Consider the following 25603-nt stretch of genomic DNA (forward strand, 5'->3'; position numbering starts at 1 on the left):
CCGGTGAGGGCGCCGGCGTCGCGTGCCCGGCGCCAGGTGGTGATTTGGGAGGAGAACAGGCCTTCGCGGCGGAGGAATGCGCCCTTGGCTCCGGGGCCGTCGAGGGACTCGTAGGTTTCCAGGATCGAGAGTTTCTCCCCTGGGGTGAAGGAGCGGCGGAGGGGCCTTTCTGCCCTGGGTTTTTCGGGATCGGACATGGCTCCACCATCGGTGTTGGTGGTGGGGGAAGCAAGTGCGGTGCTCACAGGGAATCGGTTTCCAAATCTCGCCCTTAAGGAGTCAGTGGGAAAAGTGGCGGTGTCTCACCCAATGCTGACAGACAGGGTACCGCCGCTCTCCGGCACTGCGTGGAACCCAGTCCTTGGCGGACCTAACCGAGCTGCCACCCTGCAACCACGAATTCGACATGCTCTCCTACCCGGTAGCCCAGGGGTACGCGGCGTGAGGGCAGTCCCCAAGCGCAAGGCGTCGGCCGACGCTGTCCACGCGTCCCTGATGCCTTCGGCCTGCACCCTCGAAGAGGTCGCCACCCACAACCGCAGCGACCCCTACTGGGACAAGCTGTGGGCACCAGGGTCGACCGCCAACTGGGTCTCCGGATCCATGGAGCGCACCCGCGTCGACATTGATCCGTCCCGGACCAACAAGCGGCTCATGATGGAGCGTGCCGAAGCTCTGCGCCTGCTCAATATCAACCAAGGGCGTGCCGCTCGGCTAGCCGGCTGGTCCTGCCTGGACTCATGGCGGACCTTGTCCGCGGAACAGATGGCCGCTATGACCGGATCCCTGTCCTACCTGGACCCGCGCTGCTCCAGCGTCGCTGCTTCGTTCTCGCTGGATCTCACCGACATCGGGAAGTTCCCCATGGCGACTCACCGTGATGTCGGTCTGGGTCGGAGAGTCCTCTACCGGCCCGGAACCTCGAACGCGTTCGATGACCTCATCAAGCCGACCCTGACCTGGCCCGAATGGGTTTCCGTCACCGGTGGCTACCCTTGGTCGCACGGCGGCCAGTACGACCGGCACAACCTGCTGGCCACCGAGATCGCGCTCCGGGCTGCTGAGTACCTTCCCGTCGGTGCGGTCCTGGGTGAGAAGTTCGCGACCGTTGACCTGCTCGCCGGCTCCGGCCTCGGCAAGACCGTGAAGAAGCCTGACCAGCGACGGGCCGACGGCATTATCATCCGACCCGACGGATTGAGGATCGCCTATGAGCTGACCGCCACTGCGTCGGCGTCGTTTGAGTCCAAGGTCCGTCGCTGGGCTCAGATCCTGGCCGACCGGCCGCTGGAAACCTCGGGCCTGGTCATCGTGTTCGTTGCCGCATCCCACCCGGAACGGCTTAGCTCCGGTAACGACCCGCGCCCGGAAATCTACCGCCGGATCGCGAAGGTCCTCAAAGACTTTCCCGGCACCGGCGCTGACTCACCGGCCGCCCGCATCGGTGTCGCATCCTGGGACGAATGGTTCCCGGCCCGCCACGAACTCGGGGAAGCGTTCTTCTCCCTGGAAGCTGACTTCGCGACCACCCAGGGCAAGGGCGCACAACGCTGGGCGCCGCGGCAGCTGTTCGGCGACTATGCGTTCACTCCGTGGGAAACCTTCGACGCCACCGCCGTCGTCGACAACGCACCGGTCATCCTGGCCACCCCGCACTGGATGCGCACCGGAGATCACACCCACCTGATCGGCACCCCCATGTCTCGGGCTGGCGAAGCCACCCCGCACCCGGCGCCCGCGAAGCCGGGCAAGGTCAAGGGTCGCCCGCTCGGGGCAGGTGTCGGTGTCGCCGGTGACGCCCGACTCCCGGTGCGCCTGCGGCTTAGTAGTTAGCGGCACCGCAATTCGTGTTAACCGCAGCAAGCTGGCGGAATGCAGGTCCTAAATGTGCGCATGGATGCAGTCATTGATCCTCTCCCTAGGCGCAGCGATCTGGTCGGCCTGTTGAACGCACCGGCTAATGGTGGCACCGAAGAGATCGTCCGGGTTGCTCAGCGACCCGGACTTTGATGATCGGATGCGCGAGATCCTAACTGCCGCTGGGGAAGTCGGCTCGGTACCCCTCTGCTGACGCGTCGTTCGATACAAAGCAAACCCCGCACGGGCCCTCCCCCAACGAAGAACGACCATGACGGCCGAACCATCACTTCGAATTTCCCTCCTACAACTGAGCCAAAACAAGCTGAGAGGACCCAACTGGGAACGAAATGCGATCCCAGTTCCGACTGTTCCTAGTCAATAGGGACTTAATAATCCCTAGGGGCATCAGGGATGCAGCCCACTTCGAGGGGTGTTGTTCCGATTTACCCCCCTAGGGGTACCCACAGGGAGCGATAGATGAGTAGAGATGAATACACATCCCTATACGGAAAGTACGGAGGGAACGTAGGAACATTCGGAAGATGAAACTTCTCTATTTACAAATGCCTCTACATCCCTTTATTTATTTGGTTTTTATCCAGCCCTCTTGTTCCGATCTAAGTTCCGATACAGTTCCTAGGTTCCGATTCATTGGCCGTGCCGACCAACCACTCGGACTCCAAAATGTTCACGCGCCGCATGCCGTTGCAAGTCGTTCAGACATGTGTGAAGGGTCGATCTTCGAGGTTGAATCAGCGGTCTTTGACAGTCCCGCACGGCCGTCAGGACTTAGCTCGCATAGAAGTACACGGTGACTTGCTCACTCCCTACCAAACCAGCACCCCGAAGGAACCAGATGCTAACCGCAACACCCGCACTCGCAACACCGTTCACTCCCTCCGCACCCGGAGACATCACCGCCGTCCACCTCGAGCTCCTGGCCAAGGAAGCGATCAACGAGATGATGGCTCTGGCCGCCGGCGTCCGCTCGATCGAGAACCCCAAGGACCTCCCCGAAGAGCTCCGCTGGGCATACGACGGCCCAGGCCTCCTGTTCATGAACCACCGCCTCGACGGATCCACCGTCCCGCAGTACCGGCCGGACAAGCCCACGAAGACGCGTGAAGGGGCCAAGAAGCCCACGAAGTACTACCTCCCCAAGAACTCCGGCTCATCCCCGTACATCCACCCCTCGCAGCGGCACCTGATCGGCAACGCCCGCAAAGTGTGCATCGTCGAGGGAACGAAGGGGTGCCTCGGGTGCATCTCCGCCGCGGATGATGCCAATAGGCTCAATGACGTTCTGTTCATCGGTGTCGCAGGTGTCACGGGCGGGCGCGGCAACGGAACCTTCCACGCCGATTGGATGGACCTGATCATGCCCGGCGCGGAGGTCACTGTGTTCTTCGATGCGGACCTGCAGAAGAACCTCGCCGTGTATGAGGCCGCCGCCCTCCTGCAGCAGAATCTCACCGATGTGTGTGATGCGTCAGTGGTGAAATTCGCCCGGATCCCCGTTAGCGGAGACGCAGGCGCCTCTGACTGGCTGGGAACCTTGCCCGTCCGGACGGGTGAGTTCCGGTTTAGCAAGCTGATGGGTCTCGCTGATAAAGCAACCTCGAAGCTTGGGCGCCGCCCGGCAGCGAAGGCCAAGGCCAGGAACTCCGTCGGGGGGGGTCCGCGTTCTCCAGGACCTGGAAGTGATCGCCAGCACCTCAGTCGACGACCGCGGAGACGAGGAGATCAATGAGATCTACCTCAGCGCGGCCGTTACGCCCGTCGCCCTGTACGAGATCTACGACACACTCGCCGAGGATGGCCACCGGACCGCCGAGTTCGACCTCGAAGTGAAGACGGGCGGGGGCACCTATCTGATCTCTCGCGTCCCCTCGTCCATGTTGAACGACCCGCGGAAGTTCCTCAGCCTGATCCCAGGCGGCGTCGGCGAGACAATCACCATGCGCCCCCGCAGCGGTGAGGACATCGGCGAGGCTATCCGTGTCGCGGCTGGCATGGCCGGGGCTGACCTGCCCGTGAAGCAGCGTCACAAAAACTCCGGCTGGCAGCTGTGCTCCACCAGGGCAGCGGACGGCGTCACGGAGGAACACTATCGCTACGTCGCCGGCAACATCGCTATCGGGGCCAAGGACTCGACGGAGGACGTTAGCGCAATCGTCCGGGAACCTACCCTCAAGGGGTTCAACGTCAAGGACCCGCACGACATCTCCAGGGCTGACCACCAGGCCGCTATCCGGAAGTTCCTCGACGTCGGAGATAGGATGCTCGTGGACCCCTCCCCTTGGTTCCTGGCCAACGGCCTCATGTACGCAGCGGCCGCAGGCCTGGAAGAAATCGGCGGCGTAATCATCGTCGGAGATCCGGCCAGCGGCAAGACTCACATGGTCAAGTCAATCTGTTCCGCGCAGACCGGGCACTGGAAGGGCACCCTCTCGAACTTCGAGGGTACGAAGAACTTCGTTGCCGGTGTCGGCGAGGGCGTCCACCACGCCGTGGTTGGCGTCGATGACCTGCGCAACCGGACCGTCGGATCCCACAAGGCCAAGGAGGACCAGAACGACGCCTTCGCCGCGATCATGCGGATGGCCTACGGCGGAAGCGAATACGCCAAGGGCCGCCAGGGTGTCGACCACGGCGGAACCGGGGACGTGTACTCGAAGGCCAAGCGGGGGAACCAGCCCGGCTTCCTCCTGACCGCCGAAACCACAGCTCTGCCCCGCGACGGCGCGGACTCGAACATGACCCGCGGAATTTTCTGTGAGGTTACCTATGACTCGACGTTCCGCCCGGGCGCCGCCGCGGAGATCAAGGAGATAGCCCTCGACGGCGCGTTCCACACCGTCCGGGTCGGCTTCCTGACCTACATCGCCCGCGAGCTCGACAACCGTGGCGGGATGGAATTGCACCAGGAGCGCCTCAAGCAGCTCTCCCACGAGTTCGCCCTGCGCCTCAAAAGGGAGTTCCCTGGCTACGGGACCTCACGCGTCTACGAGATCACCGGGCGCCTCCTGGCAGGGTATTTCACCCTCCTCGAGTACTTCGACACCATGGACGTGTTCGACGAGGAAACCCGTGAGCGCGGCCGCCACAACGTGGAACTGTTCGAGACCGTCGCCGCGGCCATGGACCGCAGCTGGAAGACGTTCCAGGGCGGCCAGGAGACTGTCGGAGCCCTGGACAAGCTCAAGGACGCTGTCGCCTCCCGGACCGCCTATATCGAGGGCCAGGCGTTCTCGGAGGCCGTCTACGCCAACGGCGCCGGGCGGCTGGGCTTCGTCACGAAGACCCGTGCCGAGGGCCACGTCGTCCACCTGATCCCGGACATGGCCATGAAGATCACCGGCATGGCCCGGCAGGACCTGAACAACTCACTCGCCCCTTACCTGATCATGAAGAAGGGTGAGGGCTTCCTCCGCAAGGTGAACTCGACGCTGCCCCGCATGTATGCGATCAAACTGGACACCTGGGGCGGGCAGCCTGCAGCCGGAACGCTGCGCTCGATCGCTACGGCAGCCACCCCGACGCACGAGGACGAGGATTTCGACTACGCCCCCGACTCCGCGTTCCTCAGCGGCCACGGCTGGGACGAGAACCAGGCCGCAGCCTAGTCTCTAACCACCGGAAGGGCCTGGCTAACCCCGGGCCCTTCCGCGCAGCTGATGCTCGTTGTACCGCGGAATGATTGACTTGTAGCGCTTTGCGAAATGTAGCAAAGGGATGAGCACCACCCCGAAACTACGAAAGGCGCTGCGATGAGCTCGTCCGAGATGAACCGTCTACCGAGTCCGTCCTCATGGACATATCCGAGCTATTCCGCATTTTGGGCAAAACATCTCGGCACTCCGTTTACCGATTTACCGGGGGCAGATCAATTTCAAGCCGGTCTACCTCGGCCCTCTAGAGTCACCCGGCAAGCGCTACTTCCGCCGAACCGATGTCGAGGCGTTGATCAATCCAATCAACGCCTGAACGCCCAACCGACAGCTTCCCGCACCCAGCCGCAATATGAAGAACTCTTCACCGCTTCCCTGCAAGGTGTGGGCATCGATGGAGTACATCAACGACCACAGGAGGACCGGAGAGGCATAACTGCCCACCGCCCTCCTGATACCGACACCCGACCAACGGAAAGGCACGAACCATGGGGGCTAAGCCGACGTACCGCGAAGTTCTGGCCGTATTTGAGACCGCCTACCTCAGGGTTCACACCAAGAATGAGTGGAACGAACTGGCCGCAGCAGACCGGAGCAAGGATACTTCGGCTTCGACAAGTTCGGACTGGTATCGCGCTCAGATCGAGCTCATGGGAGGGGTCATCACCGAGCTACGATCCATCGGCGTGGCGGCCGCCGATCCAATGAATCACCATCTGGGGATTCTCGGATTCGGGGATCCGGCGGACGGAAGTCGCTTCGTGAGCTTCGACCCTCGCGACTGGGATTTCGAGTACGCCTTTGCGCGGGACTACGAGGAAATTGTGGCGTCTTTCCGAAGCACCGTCGATGACGCCATCGAAATAAACGCACTCCTCCTGTAAATCGACCCCTTTTTCTAAGGTGCGATGACCAGCATCTTCGAACTGTCCAAGCCCGCGATCATCCTCGTAGAACCCGCAAGGAAGTCACGGCAGACCACGGCACCCTCGACGAAAATACTGAACGCCTGAACGCTCAAAAGATCGCGCGGCCGCTCAACGTGGCTTTGGGAGCCATTTTTGTCGGGGCTCTAGCCCGAAGCCCTTTGCACGGCATCAGCTACCAGTGGCAGCGAGCTAACGGGCCGGAGCCAGGTGCGGACAACCAGAAGCGCCACCAGATTGCCTACCGCGACTGGCGGACAGTCGCCTCGGCTGAGGGTGAAGATGTCGCCAGGCTATGGTTCATCGGCTCCAACCGTGGCTCAACAAGGACTCGCCCATCGATGCCATCTGGGAAGACCGTTAGCACGAAGTGGTGGCTGCGGCATGCGCAATGATCGAAGGCAGGTTTATCGGATGACTGGCAACGGGACGCCCGAGGAATCTCCGAGAACCAGGTCGCCGACCGAGAGAGGCTTAGGATCCTGGCCGCCCGGCCGAGAGTCACCACCTACGGGAAGTTGGGAAAAGCCACGCCTGACCGGGTGCCGAAGCGGATCAGGTGGAAGTCCTGGTCGAGCCCCCATCGGTGGCCGCAGCGCCTCGAAGTGGCCACCGATGGGGTCACCCGCCACATCCGCGCAGCAATCAAAGAGTCCGCTTACGTGGCTCGGCACGAGGGCCAGGCCCACCTGGCGGTATAGCCTCGATTTTTCATGATGCCCGGTAGTTTGCGCGGATTTGTGGCCGCGGTCGATTCGCAGTTGTTTTTTGTTTCCGGGCAAGCTGATGGGGCCCGTTGGATCGCCTGGGTTGGCGCCGGTTCCACTTCCGGTGATCGTGCTGTTGGTTGGGTCGGATGAGTGGCGTTGGTCAGCCGGTGGAAGGAACGAGGCCTTTGGCGAGGCGGGCGGTGTTGTCCAGGAGGAGTTTCAGGAGGTCTTTTTCCGGGGCTGATTCGGGGAGCAGGAGTTGATTGCGGCGGGCGCGGGTGATGATTTTCCCTGCGGTCGCGAAGAGCCGGTAGCGCCAGCGTTTGATATCCCAGCCCTTGGCCCGGTGGCCGTCCGGGAGGGCGGCGAGCTGGAGCCAGGAGACGAGATTGAAGGCCAGCGCTGCGATGTTGGCCCAGGCCTGGTTCGCGGCGAAGCCGAAGAACGGCAGTTTGCCCAGGCCAGTGTTTTTCAGGGTTTTGATCCGGTTCTCGCAGCGGCCGCGGGCGCGGTGTCTGGCGTCCAGGAACGGTCCGTGCCATCGGGGTGAGTTGGTCAGGAACGCAGTGATCCGGTGCCCGTCAACATCGAGCAGGGTCGGCTGCGCGCCGGGATGCAGCGGCTCGGCGCGCAGGAACAGTTTCGTGCCAGGCGGGTAATCGGTGAGGGGGATGACGTCGGTGGCGTTGATGACCCACGCGTCGGTCCGGTCGTTTCCGGACTGGTCCAGGGCCGGCTGCCAGTACTCCTTGTCGCTGATCCAGTCGACCATGTGGGCCTTGCCGAACGGCAGGGTGTAACTGGTGGTGAACTGCACGCCCAGGCTGTGCAGGTGCCACAGGAACTTCCGTGAGGCCCCGGCACTGTCGGTGCGGACCAGGACCTTCTCCCCAGCCAGCGCCCCTGTTCCGTCGTAGAACTCCTCGGGGAGTTGGGCTGCGGCGGTGTGGAAGACCCGGATGTGGTCCTCGGCGCTGTTCGCTCCGGCGCTCCCTGGCCGCAGCACCGCGGCGAGGATTTCCCCGGAACCCTTACCGGTCCCGTAATCGACGCTGGCGATGAACGGTGCGAATCCGTAGCCGCCCTTGTAGGTCCCGGCGACGTTTTCCTTATCGGAGTGTGAAGTCACCAAGGTCGCGTCGAGGTCGATGATCAGCGGGTCCGCGGCCGTCGCGGTCAGTGCCGGGTTCCGGTTCCCGGCGGCGTCCCAGGCCCGGGTGCGCAGTTCCCTGGTCAGGGTCTCGAACCCGTAGCTGAACAGCTCGGGGTTCACCACGGTGCGTTCGAAGAACCGGGAGACGGTCGCGTTCGAGGGCAGCTGGCCGAAGACCCCGGGTGAGGAACGCAGGATGTCCAGATCCGAGGCGTGTTCACCTCCCGCGGCGAGCATCGCCGTGAGGGAACCAACCAGCCGGCCGGAACGGTGCGTCGCGCCGGAAGGGACAAACTGGCCGAGTCTGTCCTCGCACAGCTTGCCGAAACCCAGGGCGTCCATGAAGCCGGTCAGGACACTGACTCCGGCGTGGGAAATCAGCGACTGGCCGGTGAAACTGACCGGTATGGACGGAAAAACAGCGGTAGACTTCTGCATCGAAAGGGTGCTCCCTCGCTCGGCGAATAACGGTCTCGACAACCACTATTTTCCCAGCTCAGAGCACCCTTTCCCCGATTAACACGCCAACCCCACGGACCCGCCATGAAAACCCCGGGCTAGGCAGCCAGGTGGGCAGGCTGTTTCCGGGCGTTCGCATCAAGGTACGCGTCGACGTCCCGCAGCCGGTATCTGACGGAACGGCCGATACGGATGAATCGGGGGCCGGAAAGTGAGCCGCGCAGGTTCTCCACCGTCCCCTCTGAAACTTGCAGGTAGCGGGCGACGTCGGCGGTGGTCATCAGGCCATCAACAATTTTGATCGTGTTCATAGTGTTCTCTATGCGTCGACTTTCGCGACGGGTGTCAGGAGAGAAAATGCAGAGTAGTTATGGAGTCAATAGGTTAGTGTCGGCAAGACCAGCACCCGCACCCAAAGGATTCATCACATGGCTCGAATTGCCCTCGAACCCGGTGGCCCGCACGGCGACCCCAGCTTCTCCAAGGATGGGAAGAAGCATGTCTGCTCCGTCTACTACCGCGACTCACACGGAGAGAGGCACCGCATGAAAGCCACTGGTGCCACCAAAATGGAAGCCAGCGAAAAGCTTGAGGCGAAATTCGAAGACCTTCGGCGGTCCGGCCCCGACGCACTGGTAAGGAGCTCTACGACAATTGCTGAACTTTCAGAGCTATGGCTGGCATCGCTCCGAGATTTGGCACCCGGCACTATGACGACCTACCGCAATCGAGTTCGGATCAGCATTATCCCGACGATGGGATCCAAGAAGATCGGTGAAGCTACTACCGGGTATATAGAGGGTCAGCTCCGGAAGATCGCGGCCGGGGGTGTGAAAGACATAGGTAGTAGCGGCAAAGTGAGGGAAATCAAGACGGGTGGACGCACCGCCGAGTTCACGGCCCGGACGGTCTTGAAGATGATGTTCGACTTCGCCTTGGACCATCGTGCGGTCCCCGGACATATCAATCCGGTGGGGCGTGACCGGTCAGCGAAAGAGCGGAAAGCACAGCGGGGAGAGGTCCGCGCCCTGACCGCTCAGGAATACTCCGAGATGTATCGGCGGACCGCCGCATGGCAGGAAGCCCAGCAATACGGTCCCCGCCGCGGCAAGGACCTCCTGGTCGCGGCCGATGTGCTCCTCGGCACGGGGGTCAGGACGGGTGAACTGTTGGCCATGCGACATGAGGACCTATGGCTCCGCGACCAGATTCCGTTCTTCCTGGTGACCGGAACGATCACTCAAGACGAGAAGACTAAGAAATTCTTCCGTCAGGATTACACCAAGGGCGATACGGCCCAGCTGAAGAGGGTGCAGCCGATCGCGTTGCCCGCTCATGTGACGGGTCTCCTTCTCTACCGCCAGGAAGAATTAGGCAAGAAGCGACCGACGGGATTAGTTTTCACCAACCAGTTCGGAGGTCTGGTCCTCCCTCCGAACTTTCGGCGTTCCTGGAGGAAAGCCCGATCATTCGATGCTAGGGGCGGGGACGACTTCTCGTGGGTCACTCCGAAGAGTCTGCGGAAATCTGCCGCGACCTTGGTTGCCAAGACGGAGGGACTCGATGCCGCCATGAGGCAGCTACGACACTCATCAAACACCGTCACGAATAATCACTACGTCGACAAACTGATGCCCATGGTAGACAACCGGGCCGCGTTCGATGGCATTTTCGCAGGTCGCTCCATCCCACGTAGGTAACCCCAGAATGCAGAAAGTGTTACTTTGCGGGTTACTTTGGCATGGAGAGGGTGACTTTCGTTGGGTCTGGTTGGGTCTCGACTTCTCACCTAAGAGCCCGAGATCCCTGTAAAGACGCTAAATTCCGCCTGGTTGCTAGGGTGTTGTTTTCGCTGACTCTTAATCAGAGGGTTCCGGGTTCAAGTCCCGGGGGGTGCACAGACCAAAACCGTCTGGTCGGTATACTGCCGATCAGGCGGTTTTTTTGTACCGTCTTGGTTGCGAACACTCCGAATAGCTTCCCGTTTTTGCTGGCGAGCAGTATGTTGGCGCCATGGAAGCAATTCCATCCCTCGGAGAAGTACACGTCGGTGAAATAAGCTGGCAAGTGGCGCGCGGACGCTGGGCCTCGATCGCCGCAGAGTTCGGCATGCTCACCGGGCCAGAGGTCGATGATATCGTCGGTCAGCGCTCACCTCCCGCTGGATGCCTGGCAGCCAAGCGGCAAATCCTTGGAGTCGTTACCAGGGCGGGTCGAGTCCTTTATCCTGGATTCCAGTTTGATCCGATTAGCGGTCTGGTGCGGCCCATGATCGCCCGAGTTGCTGTGATCGGTCTCGCCGGAGGGTGGAGGGACCGGCACCTGTTGCAATGGTTCTGCTCACCCAACGGCTATCTCGGCGGCGATAGACCAGTTGACGTCCTCGACGATCCCGAGCGTCTGATCTTCGCTGCCCATAGCGATCTTGATCTGGTCTGGTGATGTGGCCCACACCGCGTCCGGGAGGGGCCTAGCAGAGGTATCTAGTGGTCGCCTGAGATGGCAGGATCTGGGCTGTCCGAGAACCCGGCGGGAGGGAGCGCGCCGTCGACCATTGGTGTCACGGGCAGATCTGATGCCCATCGAGGCGCTCCGAGCTCACGGATCAGACCCTGCAGATGGTCGCGAAGTTCATCAGAGACCAACCCCTCACCCGTCACCAGGGTGCGTTCAATGTCTTCTGCCAGATCAAGGACGCTGCGGCCAGCATCAGTTATTGAAACCATGTGGCTGCGCCGATCAAGATCATTTCGGGTTCGCGAGACATGCCCCCGCGCTTCAAGCCGTGAGAGGGTTTTACCCATTGTCTGCGCCTGAACCCTCACTATCTGTGCCAGGTGCGCCTGCGTCATTGGACCCTGACCCCCCAGAACGCCCAGGGCGATAACACCGGCGTGGGTGACACCGAGTGTCACCAGCCGTTCGTTCCACGCGTGCTCCACCAGACGGGCAGCGGTAGTCAGCAGTCGACCGGTGGGCCATTGCTCCAGATCCGGCATAAAGTAAAGCACTTCCTCTCGCCGCACAGGAATGCGGCGTTGATCACGCTGACGGGTGTAGTTTCAAACTCACCGTCCTTGTTCACTCATGATAGCTGCGGATTTGCGAAAAGTGTCAGCGCAACCAATGCGTCAGGAACCCACTAAATAGCTGAAGGAATACCGACAATGACTGAACGACTAGTGTCAGGCGATACGCCCCCGGATTTCACTCTTCCCGCCGCTGACGGTGCCACCGTCTCGCTCAAGGACTATGCGGGAACCAGCGTGGTTGTCTATTTCTATCCGGCCGCTTCCACCCCGGGCTGCACCACCGAGGCCTGCGACTTCAGGGATAACCTCTCCTCCCTGGCTGCCGCAGGCTACGCGATCCTTGGCGTCTCACCCGATGCCGTGCCTAAGCTGAAAAAGTTCTCAGACGCCCAGGACCTTTCCTTCCCACTGTTGTCTGATGAGGATCACTCGGTAGCTGAAGCATGGGGTGCGTGGGGAGAGAAAAAGAACTACGGCAAGGTCTACGAGGGTCTGATCCGCTCGACAGTGGTCGTCGGACCTGACGGACTGGTGGAGCTCGCCCAGTACAACGTCCGCGCCACCGGGCATGTGGCGAAACTCCGGAAGGACCTCGGGGCTCAATAGAGTCGAGTACACTGGAGGCTGACGTTTTGGGCAGCGCGACTGCCCTCAGCGCAATGCGCGAGTGGCGGAATTGGCAGACGCGCTGGATTTAGGATCCAGTGTCTTCGGACGTGAGGGTTCAAGTCCCTTCTTGCGCACCTTTGGGTGGATTACCTGCCAACGAAACGCTCCGGACCACAGAGGTCCGGAGCGTTTTGTTTTGCCTGCCGGCGGCTCTGCGCCCGGCGCAGGGCCGTGACCAGGCTGTATCCTCAGCCGGGTCTTCACGGATGCGATCTGGATCACACTCAGCCCCGGGAATCCCCGGTCCAGCGCGGTTTTTCGCCGGGTCGAAAGATTCCAGGATTCAGCACCAATCCTCAGTTCGTACTCGACCGAAGTACCTATGAGACATCGAGACGGTGTGTTCGACAAGTAGACAGCTGATCGGCGGAGTACGCCAGGTCACACCAATGAAGGAGAAAATCTAATGGGAAACATCAAGAGCCGTAAGCTCTCCATCCTCGGTGTTGCTGCAGTGGCCATGTTCGGCCTCGCAGCATGCGGTGGCGGCGACACTGCAGCCGAGCCCGCCGAGGACATGACCACCACCGAAGCCGCTCCCGAAGCAACAGAGTCGGGAATGGAAGAGGAAATGGGCGAAGACATGGACCCAGCCGCCAACCTGGTTGGCCCGGGCTGCGAAGGCTACGCTGAGACGGTTCCAGAAGGCGACGGCTCAGTCGCCGGTATGGCGCTGGATCCAGTGGCAACCGCTGCGTCGAACAACCCCCTTCTCACCACCCTGACCGCCGCAATCAGCGGCGAGCTGAACCCGGATGTTGACCTCGTCGACACCCTCAATGGCGACGAGTTCACTGTCTTCGCACCGACCGACGATGCATTCGCCAAGATCGACGCAGAGACCCTGGATACGCTCGGAACTGACGCCGATCTGCTCAGCAGCATCCTGACCTACCACGTTGTCCCCGGCCAGCTGTCCCCGGATGAGGTTGCCGGAACCCACACGACCGTCAACGGTGCAGAGCTGACCGTCGAGGGCATGGGCGACGAAATCACTGTCGGCGAAGACGGCTCAGCAGTTGTCTGTGGTGGAGTTATGACCCAGAACGCAACCGTGTACATGGTTGACACCGTTCTGATGCCTCCTAGCGAGTAATTGCCTCCCTGATTCGAATCCTCTAACTCGGACCAGGGCGATACAGGCTGGGATCCTGAGCACCATCACGGTGCTCAGGGTCCCAGCCTTTCTCCGTTGGTGACGTGACCGACCGAGTGCGTCAGAGATAATCATTTAGACTGAAGACCTAATCAATTTTCCGCCGTGTGCGGTTACGGCTGAGGAGACAATGGCAATGACCGCTGCTGCCAGGGGCTCCGGGTGGGCCCGATCGGCGCGCAGTGCGGTGGTAGTGGCCTTGGGCCTCACCCTTGCCGGTTGCACCGGCACAACTCCCCTACCGGAACCGACGACGGCGTCGGCCACTCCCACCCCCTCGACAGCAATCCCCGCCCAGGAGCCCGAGGCGATCTTCACCTTCGGCGCAGCAGCTGACCCCACCGGGTTGGACCCGGCCCTGGTGGTGGACACCGAGTCGTACCGGATCACCCGCCAGATCCTTGAAGGGCTGGTCAGCGTTGACCCCCTCACCTCCGAACCTGTCCCCCTGCTCGCCTCCTCCTGGGAAGAACGGGACGAGGGCCGTGCCTACGCTTTCACCCTGCGCGAGGACGTTGAATTCCACGACGGCGAGCCGTTCAATGCCGAGGCGGTGTGCGCGAACTTCGACCGCTGGTATTCCCTGCCACCCGCAGCCCGGACCGTTGAGGGCATAATTGCGTTCGGCTCGGTCTTCAACGCCTACTCTGACGCCCCCGAGCTGTCCATCTACTCCTCCTGCCAGCCCCTGGGTGAGTTCGAGGTGCTGATTCAGCTGAGCAGCCGCCTCACCGGGTTCATCCCTACCCTGGCGATGCCCTCATTCGCGATGTCCTCGCCGCGAGCGCTAGAGGAGTTTGCTGCCGATAATCTCTCCGAGGAGCGCAATGACACTGAGCTATCGCAGTATGCGCTGAACCCGGTGGGAACCGGGCCGTTCACCTTCGAGAGCTGGGCACCGGGTGAAGTGCGACTGTCCTCGTTTGACGACTACTGGGGTGAGAGGGGCGAGATCGGCACCGTCGTATTCGTCACCCTGCCCCTCCCCGACGAACGGCTGGAGGCGCTCAACACCGGGCAGATCGACGGCTACGACTTCGTCACTGTCGACAATGCCGGTGAGCTGGTCAGGGAAGGCCAGCAACTCCTCCAGCGCGACCCCTACTCAATCCTGTATCTCGGGATGAACCAGGACTTCCCTGGCGTGGATAGCCTGCTGTTCCGGCAAGCGATTGCCCACGCCATCGACAAGCAGGCAGTGATCGACGGCCTGTTCCTCAACGGCACCGCTCCTGCTGATCAGTTTGTCCCGCCCAAGCTCGCCGTGACCAATGAGGAAATCACCACCTACGACTACGACGTCGAGTTGGCACGGTCGCTGCTGGAGGAATCCGGGTACGACGGCGAGCCGCTGCCCTTCCACTACCCGACTGATGTCTCACGGCCTTACCTTCCCGCACCGGAAGGCGTCTTCGCTGTGCTGCAAACCCAACTCGAGGAGGCAGGATTCACCATTGAACCGGTGCCGACTGCCTGGGCCGACGGGTATCTTGAGGCTTTGCAGAACGACGACGACCGGGCGTTCCACCTGCTGGGGTGGAGTGGCACCTACCAGGATCCGGACAACTTTGTCGGACAGCTATTTGGTGCGACCACAACCGAGTTCGCCTTCAACGACAACCAGCTGTTCAGCAAAATGAATCGGGCCCGCACCCTGCCCAACGGCGAGGACCGCACTGCCGCCTACCAGGACATCAGCGATCAGCTCGCCCGGCGACTCCCAGCGGTGCCCCTTGCCTTTCCGATTTCGGCACTCGCTGTTTCTGAGCGGGTCGCGGCGTACCCTGTCAGTCCCCTGATGAACGAGGTGTTTAACCTGATTGATCTCACCGATGTGGACCTGGAACCCGCCTCGGACGACTAATGACCCACCACCGGCTGCCTTCACGGCCAGCCAATTACCCATGGAGCCCACCAGACGCTACGCTTCAAAGCTAAGCGCCCTTGCCACTGGAGATGAAGTTGACTGCTAAAAGCCAGGCGGGAATGCCCGCAGAACATACCGACGTCGTTCTCATCGGCGGAGGGATCATGAGCGCCACTCTCGGCGCGTTCCTCAAACAGCTCCAGCCTGACTGGAGTATCTCTGTTTTCGAGCGCCTCGATCGTGCCGGACTGGAAAGCTCTGACCCGTGGAATAACGCAGGCACCGGGCACGCTGCTCTCTGCGAGCTGAACTACACCCCTGCGGGACCGGATGGCACGGTCGACCCCGCCAAGGCTGTTGCCATCAATGAACAGTTTCAGGTGTCACGGCAGTTTTGGGCTCACATGGTCGAGAGCGGGCACCTGGGTGACCCCTCCGGGTTCATCAATTCCGTGCCGCACATGAGCTTTGTCTGGGGCGAGAAAAACACTGCCTATCTGCGCAAGCGCTACGAAGCCCTCAGGAGCCAGCCCCTTTTCGAGACCATCGAGCACGCCGAGGACCCGTCAGCGATCGCTGACTGGGCACCGCTGCTGATGAGTGGACGCAGTGCTGGCCAGGCGGTGGCAGCTTCACGCGTTGAAGGAGGCACCGACGTCGACTTCGGGTCGCTTACTCGCGGGCTGACCAGCTACCTCGAAACCAACGGCGTCGATCTAAACTACAACCATGACGTTACTGATCTCTCCCGCGGCTCCAACGGCCATTGGGACGTCACAGTCCGCAACCGGGCCACCGGTCAGGCGCGCACAGTCAATGCCCGCTTCGTGTTTATCGGAGCTGGCGGCGGCGCCCTGCATCTGTTGCAGCGCACCGGAATCCCCGAGGGCAAGGGTTTTGCGGGCTTCCCGGTCTCAGGACAGTTCCTGAAGTGTGGCGACCCCACAATTGTCAACCAGCACAATGCCAAGGTCTATGGCCAGGCATCGGTTGGGGCGCCCCCCATGTCAGTGCCACACCTGGATACCCGGTATGTCAACGGCGAGCGATCGCTGTTGTTCGGACCATACGCCGGATTCTCCACCAAGTTCCTCAAGCGCGGCTCGTTCTTCGACCTGCCCGGCTCCATCCGGCCGTCCAACCTGGTACCCATGCTGGCCGTGGCCAAGGACAACGTGCCGCTGACCAAGTACCTGATCTCCGAGGTGCTGAAGAATCGGGATGCGAAGAACACGTACCTCAACGAGTTCATCCCGGACGCCGATGGCGACAAGTGGGACCTGATCACCGCTGGACAGCGCGTGCAGATCATCAAGAAGGCCCCAGGCAAGGGCGGTGTGCTCCAGTTCGGCACCGAGGTTATTACCGCCGCTGATGGGTCGGTCGGAGCACTGCTGGGAGCCTCCCCGGGGGCCTCGACCGCAGCGCCCATCATGCTTGAAATCCTGCGTCGCTGCTTCCCCACCCAGCTGTCAGGATGGGAGCCTAAACTCAAGGAAATGATTCCCGGTTACGGCGTCAAACTCAATGAGAACAGTTCCCTAGCCGCCGACATCCTCTCCAGAACCGACAAGGTGCTGAAACTCCAGTAATCACCGCCTGAGCCCTGACCGGCCGGCAGAAGTAGAAGGCGCGGCACATGTTCCGTCTGGCTCAACTTTCCCTGGGGAACCGTGCACTGATTGCACTGATCACTATCCTGGCATCCGTGTTCGGTGTGATCACGATGGGCTCTCTCAAACAGGAACTCATTCCGTCGCTCGAGTTCCCGCAGATCACAGTGCTGTCGTCAGTGCCCGGCGCCTCACCCGAGTACCTCGACCAGCAGGTGAGCGAACCGCTGGAGACGGCGCTCAGCGGTGTGGAGGGGCTTGAATCGTCGTCGGCCACGTCCCGCACCGGGGTGTCGACCATCAACCTGATGTTCGCCTACGGGACCGACCTCGACCGGGCCCGCGGTCAGGTGGACCGTGCAATCTCGACGGTGCGGCCCCTCCTGCCCGAGGACGTTTCGCCGCAGTCGTTGGCCGGGAGCATCGCGGACCTCCCGATCGTTTTCATGGCGGTCTCCTCCGATCAGCCGCTGAGCGAACTCAGCGGCGAGCTCACTCGGCTTACCGTTCCTCGGCTGCAGCAGCTCGAGGGCGTTCGCGCAGCCGAAGTGAGCGGCGGGGCCGGACAGTACATCTCGGTTCTCCCCGACCAGCAGGACCTGGCCACCAACGACCTCACCGTCGCCGATATCACTGCGGCGCTTGAAAACAACGGCGACCTCATTCCGGTGGGAACCCTTGAGGACGGTGACCGCTCCCTCACCATCCAGGCGGGCAGCCCCATTACCTCGCTGGAGGATATCCGGGCGCTGCCGCTCCTACCCGACGGCGGCTCCCCCGACGCCGGGGAGACGCCGCCGACTCTCGGGTCCGTCGCCGAGATAGCAGTGGCGGACGACGACGCAACGTCGGTGACCCGCACTAACAGCACCGAAACTCTCGCCCTGACCGTGACCAAAATCCCCGACGGGGATACCGTCGCCATCTCCAACCTGGTGGAAGAGCTGCTCCCGCAGCTGGAAGCTGAGCTGGGCAACGGCGCCGAGATTACGGTGGTCTTTGACCAGGCACCGTTCATCGAACGCTCCATCAGCGACCTGACCACCGAGGGCATCCTGGGCCTCGGCTTTGCCGTGCTGGTGATCCTGGTGTTCCTGCTGTCCGTCCGTTCGACCCTCGTGACGGCGATCTCGATCCCCCTGTCGTTGCTGATCACTTTCATCGGCCTGTGGGCCACAGGGTATTCGCTGAATATCCTCACACTGGGCGCCCTGACCATCGCGATCGGGCGGGTGGTGGACGACTCGATCGTGGTGATCGAGAACATCAAGCGGCACCTCAGCTATGGCGAAGACAAACGCGAGGCCATCCTCACAGCCGTCCGTGAAGTAGCCAGCGCGATCACCGCATCGACACTGATTACCGTTGCAGTGTTTGCGCCGATCGCCTTTGTCGGGGACCTGGCAGGGGAACTGTTCAGGCCATTCGCCCTGACCACCACGATCGCGCTGCTGGCCTCTCTGGCGGTCTCGCTCACCATCGTGCCCGTGTTGGCTTACTGGTTCCTGCCTGCCTCGTCGTCCGATGTCGACGCAGACCAGGCCCGCGAGCAGGCACACCAGGCCGAACGAAAGTCCTGGCTGCAGCGCGGCTACCTTCCGCTCCTTGGCGCAACCCAGCGGCACCCTGTCCTGACGCTGACTGCCGGTGGCCTCGTCCTTGCTGGCACGGCCGCAATGATCCCCATCCTCCAGACCAACCTGCTGGGGAACACGGGACAGAACAGCTTCAGCATCAACCAGACCCTCGAACCGGGATCGAGCCTGGATACCACTGTCGCTGCGGCCGCTCAGACCGAGGAGGCGCTGGCTGGCTTTCCTGAGGTGGAGGCGATTCAGGTGACCGTGGGCAACGCTTCGGGTGGCTTTGCTGCACGACTGTCAGGTGGAACATCCGTTGCGTCATTCACCGTGATCACTGCCGAGGACGCAGATCAGGAGCAGCTGCAGAACGAGGTCAGGCAGGAACTGGAGTCACTGACCGGCGTCGGGACCTTTGCGCTCTCCCCCCAGCAGGGTGGTCTCGGCACCTCAAGCACTATCGACGTGAACATCACAGCCCCCGGACCCGACGAGCTGCAAGCCGCGAGTGACGCCGTCCTCGACTCAATGCAGGGCGTCGAGGGCGCCCGCGACGTGACCAGCAACCTTTCCTCAGCGCAACCCCAGATACAGATCAGCGTTGACCGGGCCGCCGCCGTCGCCGCAGGGCTCAGCGAAGGGCAGATCGCAGGATTGCTCGGGGGAAGCATCAGCCCGATTCCCGGCGGACAGGTACGCCTGGAAACCACCGACTACCCGGTCCTGATCGGTGAAGGTACTGAGGTGACCAGCCTTGAACAGTTGGAGGAGCTCAGCCTTCCCACGCCCGGCGGGCCAATACCGCTGACCTCGGTGGCGTCAGTGGTCGAGGTCCAGGTGCCTCTCTCGATCACGAGCGCCAACGGTGAACGGACCGCCCAGGTAGCCATCACACCGTCGGAACAGAACCTGGGGGCGCTGACCACCTCGGTGACTGAACGCCTGGAGGGTGTCGAACTCCCTACGGGAACCACTGCGACCCTGGGAGGAGCGTCCGCCGAGCAGGCCGAATCCTTCGCTCAACTGTTCCTCGCCCTCTGGGCCGCTGTGGCAATTGTGTATGTGATCATGGTGGCCACTTTCAAATCCCTGATTCAGCCGCTGATCCTGCTGGTCTCGGTACCGTTCGCCGCCACCGGAGCCATTGCCCTGCTCGTCATCACCCAGATTCCGCTGGGCCTGCCGTCTCTGGTTGGCATGTTGATGCTGGTAGGCATAGTGGTGACCAACGCTGTTGTCCTCATCGACCTCATCAACCAGTACCGGCGCCCGCACGACGGAAGTCCGGGGATGAGTGTCGAGGAAGCAATCGTCCAGGGCGCCCGGCAACGGCTGCGCCCCATCCTGATGACCGCACTGGCAACGATTTTCGCGCTGACGCCGATGGCTCTCGGGTTCACCGGCGAGGGAGGGTTCATCTCGCAGCCGCTGGCGGTCGTTGTAGTGGGCGGCCTGGTCTCCTCAACGGCGCTCACGCTGATCCTGGTGCCCGTGCTGTACCGGCTGGTTGAGGGTCGCAGGGAAGCCCGTCTGCTAGCCCGCCGCGACCCTTCCCCCACTGGCCGACGCGCACGGTCCCACTGACCAGACCGGATCAGTGGGATTGACTAGATATTCCCACTGATCGCTCCTGATCACCGGGATAGCGGGTGGGAACACAGCGCCAGACGACCCGATTGCAGGTATAGTAGATGCGAACGCATCTACCGGGAGGGGGGACCATGCAGAGCGGAAGTTTTACTGTCGGTGATGTCACTGTTGGCCCCACCACCAGGACGGCACCCACCGAGCACCTGCCCATCAAGGCGATGGTGACGATCGCCAGGCTCCCAACGACGACGCAGGCCCACAGTGGTTGAACCGGCAGTCCGGCTCACAGCCGAGGCCTGGGAATCTCTGTTCCGCGCCCAGGTAGCGGTGATGCGCCGTCTCCGAAATGACCCATCCTTCAAGAAGCTGGCCATCGGCGAGTATGACGTCCTGTTCAACCTCACCCGATGCCCCACCGGGTGGACCCGGCTCAACGAGCTCAACCGCCATCTGCTGATTTCCCAGCCCAGCCTGAGCCGAATGGTGGAACGGCTGGAGTCCAAGGGCCTGGTCCAGCGGAAACAGGCACCAGACGACCAGCGCGGCGTAATGGTGGCCCTGACCGATGACGGCCGGGAGCTGCAGCGCGATATCGGCGCCGCGCACGTGCGGGCAATTCACTCGCTGCTGAGCCCGCTCCTCGCTCCCGGTGAGCTGGAACAATTGCTAGTTCTCACCCAACGGATCCGCGAGGGTGTCGACGGCCCGGAGCGCTCCGACTACTGAAGCCGGATCAGGACACCCGGCTGATCGATCGGAAGGGAATCAACCACGGCTGTCACTTCAAGTGTCCCGAGCTGCAGGCTGCCGCCGACGGTCGAGAGGAATGCCGTATCCGAGGCATCCCGTCCGGTAGCGATCCTCAGCAGGGACTCCCGCGGTGCCAGCCCGGTCGCGTCGACTACATGCCAGGCGCCGTCCACCCAGGCCTCTGCGACAGCGTGGAAGTCCATTGGGCTGAGCCCCGGGGCATACACTGCGGCGAGCCGGGCCGGGACGTCCTTGGCCCTCAGGAGTGAGATGACCAGGTGGGCGTAGTCCCGGCAGACGCCACGGCGTCCCAGCAGGGCTTCAACCGCCCCGTCGGTGGGGCGCGAGGAACCCGAGACATACGCGAGCTCGCTGCCCACCCATTCCCGCACTGCGTTCAGAAGCGCCGATCCAGTCAGGGTTCCGAACTCGGCGTACGACGTCGGCAGGAGCCGGTCGGATTCACAGTAGCGGCTGGGGCGAACGTAGCGGATCAGGTCTGCTTCGGAAGCCTCTTCGGCAGCAGCCGTCCCGGTGACCGTGGCGCTGTACTCCAGGACGATGCTCGCCGCCGAGTCTACTGTGAGGGTGTGCAGGCGCCCGCCGTGAATGTCCTCCAGCTCACCCGGGACCACCTGCTTGTCGTTGACCAGCAGCACCAGATTTTCGTCGAAGCTGCTGTACCCCGGGTTCCGCACCGGAGCGAGGGCAAAGACAAGTGACGAGGCAGAGCGGGTCTGAGCGGTCAAGCGGGCAGTCACTGATCGCTGCATGGGTGTACTCCTGGTCGAGGGCGGGGTGCCAGTGCGCAGAGAGTCCATGGTGCGGACTCTATGCTGAAAGCTACCACCACGTTAGAACAAGGAAGGCTCCTTAGTGAATTCCACTGACCAGTACCAGGCCCAAGACCTTGAGGGTCACACAGTAGTGATCACCGGAGCCAACAGCGGCCTCGGCTTGCAGACAGCAATAGCCCTTGCCCGGCGGGGAGCCTCGGTAACACTGGCCTGCCGGAACGAATCCCGCGGCGCGGCCGCCCTGGAAACGCTCAAATCCCGGGTGCCAGGAGCTACTGCCGAACTACGGATCATGGACCTGTCCTCGCTGGCGTCAGTGCGAAGCTTCGCTGCCGACTGGACCGGACCGCTTGACCTCCTCATCAATAATGCGGGAGTGATGGCAACTCCAAGGATCCTCACCGAGGACGGTTTTGAGCAGCAGCTCGGCATCAACCACCTCGGTCACTATGCTCTGACGGGTCTGTTGCTGCCGCAGCTCCGCGAAGCATCAGCACCGCGGGTCGTGTCAGTGTCCAGCCTGGCCCACAAGCGGGGTTCAATCAATTTCGATGACCTGAATTCCACCACTCGGTACCGGCGGTGGACTGCGTACGGGCAGAGCAAAATAGCCAACCTCTATTTCACCATGGAGCTCGACCGCCGGGTGAAGGCTACCGGCGAGCAGCTCCTTGCAGTCGCCGCGCATCCCGGCCTGTCCAATACCAATCTCACAGCAGGTATGGGCACCACCCCGGTCCTTGACGCCATGGGTGGGTTCTTCAAGCTTTTTGGGCAGTCGGATATTGCGGGCGCCCTGCCCATCCTGCACGCGGCAACCTCCCCACTCACCAGCGGCGGAGACTACTCAGGCCCTGACGGCCCGGGCGAGACCAGGGGCAAAGCCGTCCTGGTGGCACCGGCCCCGAAGGTACTGGACCCAGCAGTCGCGGGGCGGCTGTGGGAGGTCAGCGCCTCACTGACCGGCGTCACCTTCCCCGATCTGCCCGCCGCCTGAAGCACTATTCGGCGACGTCGAGCGAGGCGATCATTCGTCGGATTTCAGTGAACTGCCCGGAGTCGAAGAACTCCTCGGCGTCGGCGATGGTTTCAAAGGAAGCGGTCCGGGATCCCACCTGCTCGGGAGTCAGAGCAGCCAGCGAGATTGCGTCCCCGAACGAATACAGCCCAATGTGTTCTGGGCCCTGCACCGTATTGGCTAGCTCGCAGGCGGCCCCGTCGGCGCCGCCCACCACATCGGTGACACCGTAGGAACTAAAGAACCGATAGCCCTCGATGAGTCGCACCACCAGGCGCGGATCAATTGACTGATCGGATTCCGCAGTTGAGGGCAGATCCACTGGCTGGCTGAGAATCACTGTGTAGGGGCTCGCGTCAGCCGGCGAACAGTCTCCGTCTGCTGCGGAGATACCCGTATGGAGTTCAGCCATCGGGTCGCCGTCGGCATTCTCGACGGCGACGTGGACGGAGTCCGGCTCGAAACCTTCGCCTGGATCCTCGATCGGCTGCGCGGTCCAGCCGGGCGGGAGCTCGAAGCTCACCAAGGCTTCCGGGTCGGTAAAGACCTGCCAGTCGTCGTCGGGGGCTGGACGCTCACCCACCGTCGGCTTCGGCTCCGGCTCGGCGGTCGGCTGAGGGGCTGCAGAGCTGATGTCCGACGACGGCACGGCTGACTGCGCTGGCCGGTCCCCAATTTCCACACCAGTGCACCCTGAGACTGCCAGGGTCACCGTCAGCAGCAGTGCGCCAGTCGAAGCTATCCGCGCTGTTCCCCGTGATCGACTCATTCTGTGTCCTCTACTCGTCGGTTGCAGGGCCTGTAGTCCGAGTCTAATCAGTGAATCTCCTCACTATGAGGCATCCGCACCGGACCCAGTGGAGAATTACTCCCATGGCCCCCGATTTGTCCCGCGCGATTGCTACCTCGGCACGTTTCACCACAGCACTGGGGCCCGTGCATGTCAGGATCTCTCGGACCGCTGGGACAACAGCACCCCCGTGGGTTTTGCTGCACGGCGCCGCGGGTTCGTGGCGGACGTTTACTGAATTGCAGGCGGCACGCAACTTTCCCACCGCCGTCGACACCGTGGTGATCGACCTTCAGGGGTGGGGCGGGTCGCCAGGCATTGGTGACTTCACCATCGAGTCCCAGGCCGCGGCGGTGGTGGCGGTCCTCACCCAGGCGGGCTACGGCCGGTGGCGAATCTTTGGTCATTCGATGGGGGCCGTTCCCGCACTGGAGATCGCTGTAGCGGAACCGGAACGAACCCTGGCAGTGATTGTCCTTTCTCCCACCGCTGTGATCGCGTCGAAAGCCTTTCGGCATCCCTGGCGGAGCCTGTCAACGATGGCCCCACTCCTCGGCATGAGAACCATCATGCGGTTCCTCAGGCTCACTGGATTTCTGGCTCCGCGCCTCGTCGCTGCATCGCGACGCGCAGGCCTGCTGACCCTGGTACTGAGGCCCTTCGTTGTCAGACCCGCCGCCTTGACCGATGCGGTGGTCAACGCACTCGCGGTCGATGCCCGTCCCGCCGCCTTCGCCGTCGCAGCGAAGGCGCTGAGGGACTACGACTTCGCCCACTGGGCCAAGGCAGGAGGCAGGCAACTGCTGCTGCGCGGTGAGCAGGACGTCTTCACCTCCGCCGCGGAGATCGACCAGCTGACCGGGTTGCTGCCTCGCGCCCACGCCGAGGTGCTGCCAGGTACCGGACACTTCGCTCATGTTGAGGACCCCGAGGCCGTGGCACGCTTCCTGGCGCGGGAGACGGCTTCAACGCCGACCGGGTGAAGGTCCTCAGAGGGAGGCAGCCACTGTCTTTCCGCGGCGTTCCCGCCACCACAGGACCAGAACAACCAGTGCTCCACCCAGGGCGGCGAGGAGTGGACCGAGCCATTCGCCGTCGGGCTGGAGCAGTGTTCCATTCTCCTGCCAGGGCCAGAGTGCTCTGAGCGAGCCAAGGATCAGACCGGTGGCAACCAGAAGGACGGCACGCCGGTGCACCCGCAGGAGGTACGCGAGGAGCTGCACTACCGAGGCAAGCCCGAGGATTGCCCCGCTGATGAACAGCGCCAGGTAACCGAAGTCCCTCTCGCTCACCGCTTCTAGGGTCGGTTCGTACATGCCGAACGTCAGCAGAATAAACGACCCGGAGAGTCCTGGCAGGGCCAGCGCACACACCGCGGCCGCTCCACTGAGCACCAGAACCCACCACGTCGGATCGTCAACCTGTGCCGAGGGTAGGCCCAGGAGCCAGAAGACCGCACCCGCAACGGCGAGCACCACGACGGGGCCAGCGATCAACGTGGAGCGGGTGATTGGACCGGCTTCCCTTGCCATGGAGATCGGTACCAGCAGACTTGCCGAAACCATACCGAGGAACAGCGCACTTGAGAGGGTCGGGAAGCCCTCGACAAAGCCGTGGAGCGGACCGGAGAGCGCAAACAGGGCGACGAACATGCCAACTACCAACGGGATCACCAGAGTCCACTCCACGCCGGTGAGGTGATGGGCCACGCCTTTGCCGTCGCGTTTGAACAAGAACCTGACGACGCCACGGATGAGGTGATTTGCCGAGGTGATCAACCGGTCGAAAATGCCCAGGACCAAGGCAACAGTCCCGCCGGAGACTCCCGGTACGAGTTCGACGATTCCGATCAAGGCGCCACGGATGACGTGGGCGAAACCCGACCGAAGGGCTGGGATCGCGGGCTTCGCTGGGGGCCGAGGAGAGGAAGTCACCCTCTCCACAATAGTATGACTGGTGCCG

General features: G+C 62.5%; 21 protein-coding genes, 1 tRNA gene and 1 pseudogene. 16 read left to right on the forward strand and 7 right to left on the reverse strand.

Going from position 1 to position 25603, the window contains the following annotated elements:
* Window positions 1–245 (reverse strand): annotated as a pseudogene (locus Y703_RS0111840) (hypothetical protein); the annotation flags it as partial.
* A 196-nt stretch (window positions 246–441) separates the two neighbouring features.
* Between Y703_RS0111840 and Y703_RS0111845 the strand changes: the two are divergent.
* The 4 genes from Y703_RS0111845 (at window position 442) to Y703_RS0111865 (ending at window position 6415) form a co-directional block, all read left to right on the forward strand.
* Complete coding sequence (locus Y703_RS0111845; protein WP_026552862.1) at window positions 442–1833, forward strand: hypothetical protein; 1392 nt, start codon at window positions 442–444, stop codon at window positions 1831–1833.
* Between the two features lie 883 nt (window positions 1834–2716).
* Window positions 2717–3610 (forward strand): type 1 periplasmic-binding domain-containing protein, encoded by an 894-nt coding sequence (locus tag Y703_RS0111850; protein ID WP_026552863.1) that lies wholly within the window; start codon window positions 2717–2719, stop codon window positions 3608–3610.
* Window positions 3561–5486 (forward strand): hypothetical protein, encoded by a 1926-nt coding sequence (locus tag Y703_RS0111855; RefSeq protein WP_026552864.1) that lies wholly within the window; start codon window positions 3561–3563, stop codon window positions 5484–5486. The genes Y703_RS0111850 and Y703_RS0111855 overlap by 50 nt, the downstream gene beginning before the upstream one ends.
* A 533-nt stretch (window positions 5487–6019) precedes the next feature.
* Window positions 6020–6415, forward strand: a complete 396-nt coding sequence (locus tag Y703_RS0111865) for a hypothetical protein (protein ID WP_026552866.1) — start codon at window positions 6020–6022, stop codon at window positions 6413–6415.
* 912 nt (window positions 6416–7327) lie between these two features.
* Here the strand turns inward: Y703_RS0111865 and Y703_RS0111870 are convergent.
* On the reverse strand, window positions 7328–8758 hold the full coding sequence (locus Y703_RS0111870; protein ID WP_026552867.1) for an IS1380 family transposase: 1431 nt from the start codon (window positions 8756–8758) through the stop codon (window positions 7328–7330).
* A 119-nt stretch (window positions 8759–8877) separates the two neighbouring features.
* Window positions 8878–9090 (reverse strand): helix-turn-helix transcriptional regulator, encoded by a 213-nt coding sequence (locus tag Y703_RS19630; protein WP_035764895.1) that lies wholly within the window; start codon window positions 9088–9090, stop codon window positions 8878–8880.
* A gap of 117 nt (window positions 9091–9207) precedes the next feature.
* On the opposite strand from Y703_RS19630, the gene Y703_RS0111880 reads away from it, so the two are divergent.
* Window positions 9208–10479: a tyrosine-type recombinase/integrase gene (locus tag Y703_RS0111880; protein WP_026552868.1), complete on the forward strand. Its 1272-nt coding sequence runs from the start codon at window positions 9208–9210 to the stop codon at window positions 10477–10479.
* Window positions 10480–10792: 313 nt separating this feature from the next.
* A complete protein-coding gene (locus Y703_RS19635; RefSeq protein ID WP_155849517.1) occupies window positions 10793–11221 on the forward strand; it encodes a hypothetical protein in 429 nt (142 codons plus the stop codon).
* 41 nt (window positions 11222–11262) lie between these two features.
* On the opposite strand, the gene Y703_RS0111890 is transcribed toward Y703_RS19635, so the two are convergent.
* Complete coding sequence (locus tag Y703_RS0111890) at window positions 11263–11790, reverse strand: MarR family winged helix-turn-helix transcriptional regulator (protein WP_253908031.1); 528 nt, start codon at window positions 11788–11790, stop codon at window positions 11263–11265.
* 156 nt (window positions 11791–11946) lie between these two features.
* On the opposite strand from Y703_RS0111890, the gene bcp reads away from it, so the two are divergent.
* The 8 genes from bcp to Y703_RS19640 all read left to right on the forward strand — a co-directional run bounded on the left by bcp (window position 11947) and on the right by Y703_RS19640 (window position 21012).
* Window positions 11947–12417, forward strand: a complete 471-nt coding sequence (bcp, locus tag Y703_RS0111895; protein ID WP_026552870.1) for a thioredoxin-dependent thiol peroxidase — start codon at window positions 11947–11949, stop codon at window positions 12415–12417.
* A 55-nt stretch (window positions 12418–12472) separates the two neighbouring features.
* Window positions 12473–12554, forward strand: a tRNA-Leu gene (locus Y703_RS0111900).
* Between the two features lie 332 nt (window positions 12555–12886).
* Complete coding sequence (locus tag Y703_RS0111905) at window positions 12887–13576, forward strand: fasciclin domain-containing protein (RefSeq protein WP_026552871.1); 690 nt, start codon at window positions 12887–12889, stop codon at window positions 13574–13576.
* Between the two features lie 196 nt (window positions 13577–13772).
* Window positions 13773–15500, forward strand: a complete 1728-nt coding sequence (locus Y703_RS0111910) for an ABC transporter substrate-binding protein (protein ID WP_081743514.1) — start codon at window positions 13773–13775, stop codon at window positions 15498–15500.
* Window positions 15501–15592: 92 nt separating this feature from the next.
* Entirely contained in the window at window positions 15593–17095 is a 1503-nt protein-coding gene (locus Y703_RS0111915; protein WP_026552873.1) for a malate:quinone oxidoreductase, read from the forward strand.
* A gap of 47 nt (window positions 17096–17142) precedes the next feature.
* The gene (locus Y703_RS0111920) at window positions 17143–20280 is read left to right on the forward strand and encodes an efflux RND transporter permease subunit (RefSeq protein ID WP_026552874.1); all 3138 of its coding nucleotides are present in this window, start codon (window positions 17143–17145) and stop codon (window positions 20278–20280) included.
* 137 nt (window positions 20281–20417) lie between these two features.
* Window positions 20418–20555, forward strand: coding sequence for a hypothetical protein (locus tag Y703_RS22160; RefSeq protein ID WP_155849518.1), 138 nt, complete (start codon window positions 20418–20420; stop codon window positions 20553–20555).
* Window positions 20548–21012, forward strand: a complete 465-nt coding sequence (locus Y703_RS19640; RefSeq protein WP_035764901.1) for a MarR family winged helix-turn-helix transcriptional regulator — start codon at window positions 20548–20550, stop codon at window positions 21010–21012. Before Y703_RS22160 ends, Y703_RS19640 begins: the two co-directional genes overlap by 8 nt.
* Here Y703_RS19640 and Y703_RS0111930 read toward each other — a convergent pair.
* Window positions 21006–21809, reverse strand: a complete 804-nt coding sequence (locus tag Y703_RS0111930) for a transglutaminase-like domain-containing protein (RefSeq protein WP_026552875.1) — start codon at window positions 21807–21809, stop codon at window positions 21006–21008. The genes Y703_RS19640 and Y703_RS0111930 overlap by 7 nt on opposite strands.
* 103 nt (window positions 21810–21912) lie before the next feature.
* Between Y703_RS0111930 and Y703_RS0111935 the strand changes: the two genes are divergently transcribed.
* Window positions 21913–22830, forward strand: a complete 918-nt coding sequence (locus Y703_RS0111935; RefSeq protein ID WP_026552876.1) for an oxidoreductase — start codon at window positions 21913–21915, stop codon at window positions 22828–22830.
* 4 nt (window positions 22831–22834) lie between these two features.
* On the opposite strand, the gene Y703_RS0111940 is transcribed toward Y703_RS0111935, so the two are convergent.
* Window positions 22835–23620, reverse strand: a complete 786-nt coding sequence (locus Y703_RS0111940) for a hypothetical protein (RefSeq protein WP_026552877.1) — start codon at window positions 23618–23620, stop codon at window positions 22835–22837.
* Between the two features lie 104 nt (window positions 23621–23724).
* Between Y703_RS0111940 and Y703_RS19645 the strand changes: the two genes are divergently transcribed.
* Window positions 23725–24624 carry an alpha/beta fold hydrolase gene (locus tag Y703_RS19645; RefSeq protein ID WP_051427544.1) on the forward strand — a complete coding sequence of 300 codons (900 nt, stop codon included), beginning with the start codon at window positions 23725–23727 and terminating at the stop codon, window positions 24622–24624.
* A 6-nt stretch (window positions 24625–24630) separates the two neighbouring features.
* Here the strand turns inward: Y703_RS19645 and Y703_RS0111950 are convergent, their stop codons facing one another.
* Complete coding sequence (locus Y703_RS0111950; RefSeq protein WP_035764905.1) at window positions 24631–25575, reverse strand: DUF368 domain-containing protein; 945 nt, start codon at window positions 25573–25575, stop codon at window positions 24631–24633.
* Between the last annotated feature and the right edge of the window lie 28 nt (window positions 25576–25603).

The organism is Arthrobacter sp. H20 (genome assembly GCF_000520515.1).
Taxonomy (GTDB): Bacteria; Actinomycetota; Actinomycetes; order Actinomycetales; family Micrococcaceae; genus Arthrobacter_D.

Excerpts from the sequence above, each read along its gene's own strand:
- Y703_RS0111850 (WP_026552863.1), top strand. The coding sequence starts at position 2,717 with ATGCTAACCGCAACACCCGCACTCGCAACACCGTTCACTCCCTCCGCA.
- Y703_RS0111865 (WP_026552866.1), top strand. The coding sequence starts at position 6,020 with ATGGGGGCTAAGCCGACGTACCGCGAAGTTCTGGCCGTATTTGAGACC.
- Y703_RS0111870 (WP_026552867.1), bottom strand. The coding sequence starts at position 8,758 with ATGCAGAAGTCTACCGCTGTTTTTCCGTCCATACCGGTCAGTTTCACC.
- Y703_RS19630 (WP_035764895.1), bottom strand. The coding sequence starts at position 9,090 with ATGAACACGATCAAAATTGTTGATGGCCTGATGACCACCGCCGACGTC.
- Y703_RS0111880 (WP_026552868.1), top strand. The coding sequence starts at position 9,208 with ATGGCTCGAATTGCCCTCGAACCCGGTGGCCCGCACGGCGACCCCAGC.
- Y703_RS19635 (WP_155849517.1), top strand. The coding sequence starts at position 10,793 with ATGGAAGCAATTCCATCCCTCGGAGAAGTACACGTCGGTGAAATAAGC.
- bcp (WP_026552870.1), top strand. The coding sequence starts at position 11,947 with ATGACTGAACGACTAGTGTCAGGCGATACGCCCCCGGATTTCACTCTT.
- Y703_RS0111905 (WP_026552871.1), top strand. The coding sequence starts at position 12,887 with ATGGGAAACATCAAGAGCCGTAAGCTCTCCATCCTCGGTGTTGCTGCA.
- Y703_RS0111910 (WP_081743514.1), top strand. The coding sequence starts at position 13,773 with ATGACCGCTGCTGCCAGGGGCTCCGGGTGGGCCCGATCGGCGCGCAGT.
- Y703_RS0111915 (WP_026552873.1), top strand. The coding sequence starts at position 15,593 with ATGAAGTTGACTGCTAAAAGCCAGGCGGGAATGCCCGCAGAACATACC.
- Y703_RS0111920 (WP_026552874.1), top strand. The coding sequence starts at position 17,143 with ATGTTCCGTCTGGCTCAACTTTCCCTGGGGAACCGTGCACTGATTGCA.
- Y703_RS22160 (WP_155849518.1), top strand. The coding sequence starts at position 20,418 with ATGCAGAGCGGAAGTTTTACTGTCGGTGATGTCACTGTTGGCCCCACC.
- Y703_RS0111930 (WP_026552875.1), bottom strand. The coding sequence starts at position 21,809 with ATGCAGCGATCAGTGACTGCCCGCTTGACCGCTCAGACCCGCTCTGCC.
- Y703_RS0111940 (WP_026552877.1), bottom strand. The coding sequence starts at position 23,620 with ATGAGTCGATCACGGGGAACAGCGCGGATAGCTTCGACTGGCGCACTG.
- Y703_RS19645 (WP_051427544.1), top strand. The coding sequence starts at position 23,725 with ATGGCCCCCGATTTGTCCCGCGCGATTGCTACCTCGGCACGTTTCACC.